General features: G+C 36.8%; 12 protein-coding genes. All 12 read left to right on the top strand.

Annotated features, from left to right (window positions below; genetic code table 11):
- Positions 1-152: 152 nt before the first annotated feature.
- The 12 genes from G440_RS0105680 to G440_RS0105620 all read left to right on the top strand — a co-directional run bounded on the left by G440_RS0105680 (position 153) and on the right by G440_RS0105620 (position 12,845).
- The gene (locus G440_RS0105680) at positions 153-1,091 is read left to right on the top strand and encodes an NAD-dependent epimerase/dehydratase family protein (protein WP_026450419.1); all 939 of its coding nucleotides are present in this window, start codon (positions 153-155) and stop codon (positions 1,089-1,091) included.
- A 37-nt stretch (positions 1,092-1,128) separates the two neighbouring features.
- Entirely contained in the window at positions 1,129-2,070 is a 942-nt protein-coding gene (locus G440_RS0105675; RefSeq protein WP_026450418.1) for a hypothetical protein, read from the top strand.
- 97 nt (positions 2,071-2,167) lie between these two features.
- On the top strand, positions 2,168-2,938 hold the full coding sequence (locus G440_RS0105670) for a hypothetical protein (protein WP_245574832.1): 771 nt from the start codon (positions 2,168-2,170) through the stop codon (positions 2,936-2,938).
- 172 nt (positions 2,939-3,110) lie between these two features.
- Entirely contained in the window at positions 3,111-3,440 is a 330-nt protein-coding gene (locus G440_RS0105665) for a hypothetical protein (protein WP_026450416.1), read from the top strand.
- Positions 3,441-3,484: 44 nt separating this feature from the next.
- A complete protein-coding gene (locus G440_RS20945; RefSeq protein ID WP_211228192.1) occupies positions 3,485-4,474 on the top strand; it encodes an ester cyclase in 990 nt (329 codons plus the stop codon).
- Between the two features lie 88 nt (positions 4,475-4,562).
- Complete coding sequence (locus G440_RS0105655; RefSeq protein ID WP_026450414.1) at positions 4,563-5,606, top strand: methyltransferase; 1,044 nt, start codon at positions 4,563-4,565, stop codon at positions 5,604-5,606.
- A gap of 55 nt (positions 5,607-5,661) precedes the next feature.
- A complete protein-coding gene (locus G440_RS0105650; protein ID WP_026450413.1) occupies positions 5,662-7,215 on the top strand; it encodes a M20/M25/M40 family metallo-hydrolase in 1,554 nt (517 codons plus the stop codon).
- 112 nt (positions 7,216-7,327) lie between these two features.
- The gene (locus G440_RS21320) at positions 7,328-8,206 is read left to right on the top strand and encodes an ester cyclase (protein ID WP_169718943.1); all 879 of its coding nucleotides are present in this window, start codon (positions 7,328-7,330) and stop codon (positions 8,204-8,206) included.
- Between the two features lie 57 nt (positions 8,207-8,263).
- Positions 8,264-9,076 carry a DUF6090 family protein gene (locus G440_RS20580; RefSeq protein WP_051285167.1) on the top strand — a complete coding sequence of 271 codons (813 nt, stop codon included), beginning with the start codon at positions 8,264-8,266 and terminating at the stop codon, positions 9,074-9,076.
- A gap of 81 nt (positions 9,077-9,157) precedes the next feature.
- Positions 9,158-10,333 carry a dipeptidase gene (locus G440_RS0105630; protein WP_026450411.1) on the top strand — a complete coding sequence of 392 codons (1,176 nt, stop codon included), beginning with the start codon at positions 9,158-9,160 and terminating at the stop codon, positions 10,331-10,333.
- 149 nt (positions 10,334-10,482) lie between these two features.
- Entirely contained in the window at positions 10,483-11,535 is a 1,053-nt protein-coding gene (locus G440_RS0105625) for a proline iminopeptidase-family hydrolase (protein ID WP_026450410.1), read from the top strand.
- An 8-nt stretch (positions 11,536-11,543) separates the two neighbouring features.
- The gene (locus G440_RS0105620) at positions 11,544-12,845 is read left to right on the top strand and encodes an APC family permease (RefSeq protein ID WP_026450409.1); all 1,302 of its coding nucleotides are present in this window, start codon (positions 11,544-11,546) and stop codon (positions 12,843-12,845) included.
- Positions 12,846-12,908: the final 63 nt, after the last annotated feature.

Below are 12,908 nucleotides of genomic sequence, written 5' to 3'. Positions count from 1 at the left end.
TAGCCAAACCGTTTCTTAAATAACAACAATATTGGAGTAACAACTCCATAAGGCCTGACAGGCATTGCTCGTGAGGAGGTAATTAACCTGTTAGGTCTTTATTAAAACCTCTCATTAATTTAAAAGCCAACCGTCTTTACGGCAGAAGAATTATGAAAACAGTAGCAATTATAGGCGGCTCAGGCTTTATAGGAAGCCACACCACACAGAAATTTTTGAATGAAGGATTCAGCGTAAAAGTATCGGTTACCGATATTAAAAAGAGTGAAAAATACGAGCATTTATTTAATCTCGAAAATTCAGATAATTTAAATATCAGTCCATTATTAGTTGAAAACCTTGAAGATCTAAAAGACTTTATACGCGATTGCGAAATTGTAATTCACGGAGGCACACCTTTTCAATTGGATGTGAAAGATCCGCAGATAGAACTTTTTGATCCAACTATTAAAGGAACGGAGAGTTTTTTAAAAGCCGTAAGTGAAACTCCTTCCATTGAAAAGGTTGTTATAATAGCTTCGGTCGCAGCTTATAATACGAACTTCCCGTTGCCTTCCTATGGCAAAACAACTACTGATACTTTTGATGAAGCCGACAAAAAATACATCAGCGCCGAAAGTCATCCGTATGCAAAGGCCAAGTTTATGGCCAACCAAACGGTAGAGAAATTTATTGAAGAAAACCCAAATATTTCTTTTGAAATCATTTCGGTCTCACCCGTTGGGGTTATGGGGAAATCCTTATCAAAGAGGGAAGATTCCACCTCAACTGGATTACAATTTCTGTTTAAAAACAAAATCGCCCCCAATCCATTTGTACAAATGCTCTATGACACCAATGCCGAATTTGCATTTGTGGATGTAAGAGACGTTGCGGAAGCCATTTTCAAAGCTGCTACAATTTCCGGCTTGCACGGCAAAAACTATTTGCTGAGCAGTGAAACCTATTCCGTTTCTGACGCAACACTAATGTTGAACCACGAAAGCCCAAAAAACAAACCACAAATAATTTATAAGAATGACTTGGCAATGAACGATTTGGGGATGAAATTCAGACCCGTTCAAGAAACTTTAAACAATTATTCAGAATAAAATCAAACAGAATTTTAACCAAATAAATATAGAAACAATGAAAACAGTTAAAACAACAATTATTTCGGTAATGATGCTAATTGCCTTCATTTCCACAGCACAAAAAAAGAATGGAACCGTGTATGACGAACATCCAGCAATCCATGTTATACAGGATTTTGTAAAAGCATCCGTTGCAGGTGACAAAACCAAAATGGGAAATTATTTAACTGAGGACTTTGTAGCCTATAACGGCACCTCGAACCGCGCGAACGATAAAGGAATGGATAAAGCTGCCTTTCTCAACAATCAAATGGTCTATCACGACCAATTGGATTATTATTCCAATGTAACCTATCCTGGTTCCTATCCCGATGCCATTGAATACAAGAAAGACAATCCCAATGGCGAGGTATGGGTACAGACCTGGGATTTGATTAAGGGAGTCCACAAAAACACTGGGGTAAAAATTGATGCCGCCAGCCATAGATTATATACACTTACCAAGGACAACAAAATCAAAAACATAATCACCTACGGGAACGAAGGAGTAATAGATGAAATAAGAGACAGCTTTACAGACAGAACCAACGGGACCATCTACAACCATCACGAAAACATCAACAAAGTTCGAAAAATGATATATGCTTTGGAAAACAACGATTTGGATAAAATGTACGGTTCTTATGATGAAAATGTACGTTTCGTAGATTCAAGTTCGCCAGATCAGAAAAGTATTTCCTTAACAGAGCAAAAAGCGATAGACAAACAGATTATGGACAAGTATGAAGTTGCCAGTATAGATATGGTAGGCTATCCAGATTATTTACATTACGAATTGGGGGATGCACGTGTAGTTCAGTCTTGGTGGAACATTAATTTAATTCGCAAAGCTGACAAAAAAGCAATTGCACTACCCATGCATTACCTACACGATTTCAACAAGGAAGGAAAAATAATTGCTGAAACAGCTTATTACAACCCAAAACTGTTGGACTAACTAACCGAAATTATCATTATAAACTCCCCGGTTTATAGAGCGAAATAATTCAATATTAACCAGTTTCCGCCCAAGGCAGAGACACAAATCAAACATTATGAGAAAATTAATTTTTACCATGCTTTTATTGCCGTTGATGGCAATATCACAAAACAGTACCGAATACGGCGTATTCGAAAATGCACTATTAACACCCAATCCCGCTCAAGTAACACAGTTTGAAAAAGGACTTGCCGCACACAATAAAAAATTTCACGGTGAAGGTCCTTACGGCGTACGTGTGTATTGGATTGCCAACGGCCCAAAAACAGGTAGTTATGTTTGGACTATGGGGCCATTTCCTTGGAGCTCCTTAGATAACAGACCTGCCCAAAAAGATGGTCACGATGCTGATTGGAACGCTAATGTAGCACCATACACAACAACAGATAGCGGCACGCAAAGCTACTGGCGTTTTAACTCAGAAATGTCTCGATTTTCGAAGGATTTCACCATAAAAAATATGGAGGTGGACACTTGGGACATAAAGCGAGGAAAATACAAAGAAGCCATGGCTTTGGTTAAAAAAGTCCACGACATGTACGCCGCAAAATCGCCAAACGATACCTATGGTATTTACACCAATGAATTTCCGAGTACCAAAGAAGGAAGGGACCTGGCGGTCATTTCGTTTTTCGATAAATCATCATGGCTAGGCGAAGATCACGACATTTCAAATAAATATGACGAAATGTACGGAGCTGGTAGTTGGGATCAGTTTTTAAAGGGTTGGATGGACGTAACCAACGGCGGCGATACCGAAATTTGGACTTATGTTCCAGAATTAAGCGGCATTCGTGGCGATGTAAAAGTTGCTGAAAGAAAATAAAAACTTTGCGTCTCTGCGGCTTTGCGGTAAAATATTAAAACCGCAAAGGTGCAGAGAACGCTAAGAAATTTAAAGAAATAGTCTGAAAGCAACTTGGGAAGGATTTTGGATAATATAATCTATTAAAAAAAAATGATAATCAATTTACTAATAACTCTTAAATATTTTAAAAATGAAAACAATACATATTTCAGGAGCAAACGGAAAGTTCAATGAAATTTCTGGACTAGAAAACTGCGGAACAGAAAATGGCAGTGTAATTTTAAACGACGTGGTTTTTGACGACCAAACAGAACTTTGGGCGGGTTACGCAACGCCATTTGATAAGAAAGGCACAGTTACTATAGAAGAAAAAGATGAAAATGATAAAACTGTAAAAACTTGGAAATTAAATAATTGTAAAGCATTACAATTTGAAGTCATTGATCGTTTAGAAAATGACAGACCGAGTTATAAAAGCATTGAACTTTCGCACGAAGGTTTTACGGTTGAAGAAAATTAGATTTAAAACCTAAGACTAAATCGAAATTGAAAATCTAAGAAATAATGAAAATTATAATACCAATCCTGTCTTTGTTATTAGTAAGCTTCGCAATGAACGCCCAAGGCGCAGACCCGCACCGAAATGAAGGTTCGGCAATTACCGGAATGATTTCTTCGGAAATAAAAATTAGTGAAAACTTTAATAAAATGGACAAGCCGAATGAAACAATCACTATAAAAAAAGTTTGGACGCAGGATGAAGAAAACATTAAAGCAACTATCAATACATTATTGTTTAATGCTGGAAATTATAACATAACAAAATTGGATGCAATGGTTTCCGACAATGCTATGCTCGGCATAAGCAGACTAAAAGATGAAACTTGGTCTAATTCGGAAATACCCATAAATGATTTCTTTGAAAGTGTAAAAAAGAGAGAACGTAGACCCTACATCGAGGTACCAAACAGCTATGATATTCTAATTACCGAAGGTCAGGTCGCTTTAGCTAGAGCTGATTGTATTCTTTATAGATGGGGAATTCCTGAAAGAAGAGAAATAAATCATTTTACTTTCATCAAAGACAATTGGGAATGGAAAATACTCAATATATCTTGGACAGTAGTAGATATTCCAGTAAATAAAAAGACCTATGATTTAGAAGTTTTCGCTCGTGGCTATGCACAATCCTGGAGCAGTCAAAGACCAAATTTCGTGGCTACGTTTTATACTGAAAATGGTTCATTAACTATAAACAAAGGCGTACCCGCTGTAGGAAGAACTGCAATTACCCAGAGTACCAAAGCCTTTATGGATGCCTTCCCCGATGATATGGTCGTGGCTTTTGACAAGTTGGTAAAAACCAAAAAAGGCACCGAATTCCATTGGACGCTTACAGGTACGAATACTGGCCCAAACGGAACAGGAAAAAAAGTAAACATAAGCGGTTTTGAAGTTTGGCAATTGGACCAGAACGGTTTAATAAAAGACTCCAAAGGCACTTTTGATGCTGAAGAATATAGTAGGCAGATTAAATATGGTGTTGAAAATTAAAATTATGTACTGTCCCGTTAGGCGGAGTACAGAGGGAAGTCGAATTGGACAACATATCGGTAATAGGAACTATAAATTTAAAATATAAATGGGAACTACAACCACACAACCAACACCAGCAGCAATCCTTCAAATGGGAACTGGATTTTGGGCGTCAAAAATTTTATTGACAGCTGTAAATTTCGAACTCTTTACACATCTTGCAAAGCAACCGAATCAGTCTGCCAAGAATCTCAAATCTTTATTGGACCTAAAATGTACAGACAGAAACACTTACGACTTTTTGGACTGTCTGACCGCATTTGGATTTTTGAAACGCGAAGGGCTTTTGGAAACAGCTCGCTATTCAAATACTGTAGATACCGATGTATTTTTAGATAAAGCAAAACCCTCATATATCGGTGGAATTCTTGAAATGATGAACAATAGACTCTGGGAATTTTGGGGAAATCTAGATGATGGTTTAAAAACTGGCTTGATTCAGAATGAAGCCAAAGAAGGTGGCGAAGGCATTTTCGATTTACTTTATGGCAATCCTGACTTATTAAAAAACTTCGTAAATGGAATGACAGGTGTACAGATGGGGAATTTTATGACTTTGGCACAAAAGTTTGATTTTTCAAACTACAAAACTTTGGTAGATGCAGGGGGATCGGCAGGCGTACTTTCTGCGATGGTCGCCAAGAATAATCCACATATAAGCTGTACCACGTTCGACTTACCTCCGCTGGAAACTATGGCGAACGAAACCATTCAAAAATTCCAGTTAGAAGATCGTGTGAAAGTTTTGAACGGTGATTTTTTCAAGAATGGACTGCCAAAGGCAGATATAGTAACCATGGGAAATGTACTGCACGATTGGGATGAAGACACCAAAATAAAACTGATGCAAATCGCTTATGATGCGCTACCAAAAGGAGGTGCTTTTATCGCCATTGAAAATGTTATTGACAATGATAGAAAACAAAATGTTTTTGGATTGATGATGAGCCTAAACATGCTCATTGAAACGGGTGATGGGTTTGATTATACCTTTGACGATTTCAACAAATGGGCAAAAAAAGTAGGCTTTACATCTACTGAATTGATGCCTTTGGCAGGACCAGCCAGTGCTGCGATTGCTTATAAATAATGGTAGAACCAACCAAATAATTCACATTCAATTTTAATTACTGAAAATCAACAAAATGAAAATCTATTCTAAAATTCTTATTACAGTATTTCTTTTTATAGGATTCTCTGCAGCCAGCCAATCCCTACCGCAAGCACTTTCAAAAATAAATACCGAAGGTTTCCAAAAATCACAGGTAATGAATCTTATTACAGACTTGTCTGATGTGTACGGCCCTCGATTAACAGGAACAAACCAATATTTTACAGCCGCAGAATGGGCTAAGAAAACCCTGGAAAATTGGGGAATAGATAAGGTGTATTTCGAAAACTATTGTGACGATTGTATGGGTTGGGAAGTAAAATCATTTAATGTAGAAATGACCGAACCTGCCTATATGAAAATACAAGCTTATCCGTATGCGTGGACAGAAAGTTCAAATGGTGTACAGATTGGCGATGTAGTTTCAATTGAAAATCAAGATGATTTAGAGCAAGTAAAAATACAATGGAGTGGAAAATTAAAGGGGAAAATAATACTATTTGGTTCAGCTCCAGAACAAAATATGCTATTTGAACCACTTTCAAAACGTTATACCAAAGAGCAACTTGAAGAAGCTAAAAAATCAATAACACCGGTGGTCGATAAACCATTAGGACCATCATCTGGGAATCTAGATTTGATTAAAGATTTTGATATTCTTTTTGAAAAATTTGCAAAAAAAGACGATGCATTTTTTGCGTTTTTAAAGGAAGAAGGTGCAATAAGTGCTTTAGGAACTTCCCCAATGTTTCCAGGTATTATTCATCCTAGTGGCACTTATAATTATAGAAAAAATGATGCGCGGCCAATACCTTATTTTGCAATTTCACCCGAAAATTTCGGCAAACTAAAACGGTTGACAGATAGAGGAATGAACCCTAAAATAAAATTCAATTTAGACGCTGACCTCTATTTAAAACCTGAAAACAATGTGAATATCATAGGAGAAATCACAGGATCTGACCCAAAATTAAAGGATGAATTTGTTATGATCGGTGCGCATTTTGATTCTTGGCATCCTGCCTCTGGCGCAACAGATAATGGAGCAGGTTCTGCCGTAATGATGGAAGTAATGCGCATTATTAAAGCATCTGGATTACAACCAAAACGAACCATTAGAATAGCACTTTGGGGAGGCGAGGAACAAGCACTTGTAGGTTCAAGAGCTTATGGTGAAAAACATTTTGGAAAAGTAAATGAAACAACTAGAAAGAAAGAGGTTGAAAAAATTTCGGCTTATATCAATATGGATAACGGTGCTGGACAAATGCGAGGCATTTATTTGCAGGGAAACGAAGCGGTACGACCCATATTTGAAGAAATGTTAGAACCGTATGCATATTTAGATGTCAACACCCTAACCATTGAAAACACAAATTTTACCGATCATGAGGTTTTTGATTATTACAAAATACCCGGATTTCAAATTATTCAGGATCCGTTAAACTATAAAACAGTTACACATCATACCAATTTAGATGTTTTAGAATATGTTCCAAAACGAGATATGATGGTCAATGCAACAGTAATTGCAGCACTTGTTTATCAAATTGCACAAATGGATAGGCTTTTGCCGAGAGAAGAGTGAATTCAGTATTCAGTATTCAGTATTCAGTATTCAGTATTCAGTATTCAGTATTCAGAAAATTAAAACATATTTCATAGTAACCAAGCAATTATAAACTTTAAACATCGAAAAAATGAAAACAACAAAATTACTATTCGTTCTCGCTTTTTTAAGCATTTCAACAGTATTTGCACAAGAAAGCAACATTGAAAAAGACCTGAAAATGTACGAACAGGTTTGGAATGATATCGTTAACAAAGGTCAAATAGAGCTTATAAATGATAAAAACTTCGATCCAAATATTGTTCAGATTAACAATACGGGAAACCTTAATGGTATTGCAGAGTTTAAGTCTTATTACCAAAATTTCTTAACTGGTTTTTCAAATATCAAATTCACTGTAGAGGATGCCTTTGGACAAGGCAATAAAATTGTAAAACATTGGCGATTTGAAGGAAAGCACACAGGCGATTTCTTCGGCATTCCAGCTACTGGAAACAGGGTTAATGTAGATGGCGTTACCTTGGTTTTAATGAAAAATGGACGCATTGCCCAAGAGCAAGATTTTATGGACAATGGCGTGCTTATGCAACAATTGGGATTGGTTTCAAATCCAGAAAATGTTAGCATTATTGATGGTCTATACAAGGCTTTTGCAAAAGGAGATATTCCCACAGTCCTTGCTGGTATGGATGCCAAAATAGTTTGGAACGAAGCAGAAAGTAATTCATTGGCCGACGGTAATCCATACATAGGTCCAGATGCGGTTTTGAATGGTGTTTTCGCAAGACTTGGCGCGGAAAACGAATATTTCAAACTAACCGATATTCAGCTTCACGGAATGGACAACAACCAAGTATTGGCAACCCTTCGCTATGATGCCAAAGTAAAGAAAACCGGAAAGACCTATAATGCACAGGTTGCACATCTTTGGACACTTAAGGATGGAAAAGTAATTGCCTTTCAGCAGTTTTTGGATACTAAAAAGGTAGCTGATGCTGTGAATGAATAAAACCACTTAGTAAAAGTCAGTTTCCATTAGGGAGCTGAATTTCTTAGTATACAGAAAATGATAAAACTCTTTAGGAACATTCGTAAAAACCTTTTAAAAGAAGGCAAAACTTCAAAATATCTAAAGTACGCCATAGGCGAAATTGTGCTTGTGGTTATAGGTATTTTAATTGCCTTGAGCATCAACAACTGGAATTCCAACCGGATTAAGCAAAAGAAGGAAGCTGTATATTTATCTAATATTCAACGCGATTTGGAAGAGCAGCTCATATCCATCGAGCAACAAATGGCTTTCGAATTTGAAATTAACCAAGCTGCGAAACCCATTATCATCTACTATAAAGCACATCACGAATTTAAGGTGGACAGTACCTTTACAGCCACCATTGGCAAATTAAGCGCACGTATGACTTTTGTAAAAAACAACCCAACTTACATTGAATTGCTTTCGTCGGGAAATATCGATATTATCAGTAATGATGGCTTAAAAAACGAGTTGATAAAATATTACCAAGAAATGGAACGTATTGAAAAAGTCATCAATAAAAACAACAATCTTTTTACCGATGCTGTATTTGTTCCCGAAATGCTCAAATTGACTGAGATTCAATCGACTGACCTTTATGAAAGAAAAATGTTTCAAGGTCTCTTATCCGATATTCCTGCAGAAATTTCAACTGATATTGTGAGTCTAAATGAAGCTAATTTAGAAGCAATTACACGATCTAATCTACAAATTCCAGAGAAACAACTTTTAATGATCAATGCGATAAATTTCAGATACCAATTGGCAATTCTTCATTACAGATATCTGAATAAACAAAAAATAAAGACCCAAGAATTGTTGACCAAACTTAAAGAAGATGATTAAACTATTCCGAAACATCCGCCAAAACCTTCTTAATGAAGGGAATAACAAACAACTTAAAATCAATGATTTAATTTAGAAAAAATGAAAACAAAATTACTTCTCATCAGTTTACTCGCAGCACTTCAACTAAGCGCCCAAAGCTATCAAAAAATTCACAACAAAGCCATATTAGTGGACACCCACAATGACTTTCTTACCCAAACAATGGAAAAGAATTTTGTTTTTGATACCAATTTAAAAGGCAAAACCCATAGTGACCTCAGCAGGATGAAAGAAGGCGGCGTGGATGTGCAGTTCTTTTCGGTTTGGAGCGATGGCGAACAGGTAAATCCGTATGCGTTTGCAAACCGCCAAATAGATAGTCTGGATGCCGTAATTTCTCGAAATCCCGATAAAATTGTAAAAGTCGCCACTTCAAAAGAACTTTTAAAGACTGTTAAGCAGAAAAAGATTGCTGCGTTAATTGGTGTGGAAGGCGGCCATCAATTTGAGAACGATTTAGGCAAACTTGAATCCCTTTACAATCGCGATGTGCGCTATATTTCACTTACTTGGAACAACTCCACCCCTTGGGCAACAAGCGCTGCCGATGAAACCAATCCCGATGGCGCAAAAAATTCCGAAGATAAAAAAGGGCTTACCGCTTTTGGGAAACAAATAGTACAAAAAATGAACAGCTTGGGAATGATGGTGGATGTTTCGCACTCTGGTGAGCAAACTTTTTATGATGTAATTGCTACCACCAAAAAACCCATTATTGCTTCGCATAGTTCGGTTTATGCGCTTTGTCCACATCCTCGAAATCTGAAAGACGATCAAATAAAAGCGATTGCCAAAAATGGTGGCGTAATTCAAATCAATTTTAATTCAGGATTTATTGATCCAACTGTTGATAATAGGGAAAGTGCCTTTCTAGAAAAACATAAATCTGAAATAGATTCACTAGCACAAGCTGGGTTGCATCCATTTATCGCACAAGAAAGTATCTACGTAAAATATGCAGATGAATCCCAACAGCTTCGTGCACCTTTTGAAATGGTAATTCAACATATAGAATACGTCATCAATTTGGTGGGTGTGGATTACGTAGGTATCGGTTCCGATTTTGATGGCATTTTTCTGCCACCAAAACAATTGGATGACGTTACCGATTACCCATTGATTACAAAAGCTTTATTTGAAAAAGGCTATAGCGAAACAGCTATTGATAAAATCCTTGGCGGAAATCTGCTGCGGGTATTGAAGGCGAATGAATAGGAAATAATTTTTGCAAGGTCTAACCTGCAAGGTCTTTTTCAGACCTTGTAGGTTTAACAACAAACTCCTGATAAATACCTACAAGGAGCCCCGCTGAAAAAGCGGGGAACACCTTGCAGGATAAAGTAAATCAACTAAAACCAACCATTATGAAAAACACAATTTACTTTCTGATTATTTCAGCAACACTTCTTTTAAGCTGTACCGAAAAACAAGAAATCGCAAAAACCGAAACCGATTGCAAATCTACCTATTTCGATTATTCTAATAGCGATGACCAAAATACCGGCGGCATCAAAATGATTCCAATCACAACGCCAAAAGGCACCTTTAATGTCTGGACAAAACGCGTGGGCAATAATCCAAAAATGAAAGTTTTATTACTTCACGGAGGTCCTGGAGGTACGCATGAGTTTTTTGAAAACTTTGACGGCTATCTTCCAAATGAAGAAATTGAATACATCTATTACGACCAACTCGATAGCTATTACAGCGATAAACCAAACGATTCCACCCTTTGGACCACCAAACATTTTGTGGAAGAAGTAGAACAAGTTCGCAAAGCATTAAATCTTGACAAAGACAACTTTTACTTGCTCGGCCAATCATGGGGCGGGATTCTGGCGATGGAATACGCGCTAAAATATCAAGATAATTTAAAAGGTTTGATTATTTCGAATATGATGGCGAGCGCGGCAGAATATCAAAAATATGCCGATGAAGTTTTAGGCCCACAATTACCACCAGAAATTTACAAAGAAATCAAGGAAATGGAAGCCAACGAAGATTTTGAAAATCCAAGATATACAGAGTTGGTTATGAATCATTATTACACAGAACACATCTTGAGAAAACCTGTGGCCGAATGGCCAGAATTTATAAACCGCGCTTTTTCGCACCTCAACCCAGCTATTTATATCTATATGCAAGGTCACAGTGAATTTGGAATGACGGGCAACGCAACTTTAAAAAACTGGGATGTTTCCGATAGACTGAAAGAAATAAAAACACCAACCTTGATGATTGGTGGCAAATACGACACGATGGATCCAAAATATATGGAATGGATGAGTACCGAAGTTCAAAATGGAAGAAGTCTCACTGTAAATTCTGGACACATTTCTCAATATGACGATCCAGAAAATTATTTCACAGGATTGATAAAATTTATAAAAGATGTGGATCATGGAGAATTCAAATAGATAAAATTATGATTCAAAAAGACGAAGGATTAAAAAGAAGAGTTGGTGTATTTGGCTTATCGGCTAATATCGTCAACATTATCATCGGGTCTGGTATTTTTGTATTGCCTGCAATTGTGGCTAGTTATATGGGAGCGTCCAGCATCATTGCTTATCTGTTTTGCGGACTGTTAATGGCAATGGTAATGCTTTGCTTTGCCGAAGCTGGAAGTAAAGTAACAAACACTGGCGGACCGTATACTTATATTGAAACAGCTTTTGGAGATTATGCTGGCTTTGTAGCAGGCTTTTTTGCTGTTGGAAGCAACTTGTTTGCAGATGCCGCAGTTTCTAACGCATTGGTAAATGTTATTGCTTCGGCATACCCAGTATTTGAAACCGGATGGCCTCGCTTTTTGTTTTTATTTATTCTTTTTTACGGCTTGGTTTACATCAATGTTATTGGCTTAAAACAAGGCATAGGCTTAGTAAAGTTCAATACCATTGTTAAGCTAATACCATTGCTTTTACTAATCGTTTTTGGCTTTAAAGATGTTTCGGTAAGCAATTTGTATTTTCAAGAAATGCCAAGTCTTAAAACATTAGGTGAAGCATCGCTTATTTTATTTTTTGCTTTTCAAGGTTCTGAAACGGGAATTATTGTTGGTGGAGAAGTTGTTAACCCAAAACGTACAGTTCCTAGAGCTATTTTAATAAGTATTACAACAGTTGCGGTTGTTTATATCTTAATCCAAACCGTTTCCCAAGGTGTTTTAGGTGATGCTTTACCAAATTTTACAGCGGCTCCTCTTGCTGAAACTGCTAAAGTAGTTTTTGGACCTCTTGGGTTTACGCTTTTAATTGTAGGTGCCGTTATCTCTATGTTTGGATATATGAGTGGTACTATACTTAATAGTCCAAGAATAGTTTACGCACTTGCCAGAGACAAGGTAATCCCAATAAAGGCACTTTCCAGAATTCACAAATCGTTTGCTACGCCATACATAGCCATTATTATTTATGCAACCATTGGTATTATACTGGCTGTTTCTGGCAGTTTTGAGCAATTAGCAGTCATAGCTAGTAGTTCTATGCTAATTCTTTATTTAGGTGTAGCACTATCTGTAATGAAGCTGCGTAAATCTAAAAAAGAATACGATGGCGGATTTAAAATTCCAGGAGGTTGGGCGGTTCCCATTTTAGCAATTGCTATAATTCTATACTTTTTATCAAGTCTTTCGGCAAATGAAATGATTGGTACAGGAATATTTATAGGTGTACTAACGCTTATATTTTTCGCTATTAAATTTCTAAAAAAGAAAGTGGAATGATAAAGTTCTTTAGAAAACGTGTTTGAGCATTTGGCCAAAAAATGATTATCGATACAAAAATGG

This window comes from Aequorivita capsosiphonis DSM 23843, from assembly GCF_000429125.1.
Classification (GTDB): domain Bacteria; phylum Bacteroidota; class Bacteroidia; order Flavobacteriales; family Flavobacteriaceae; genus Aequorivita; species Aequorivita capsosiphonis.
Note: the sequence above shows the minus strand (reverse complement) of the source record. Positions and strands in the feature narration are given on the sequence as shown.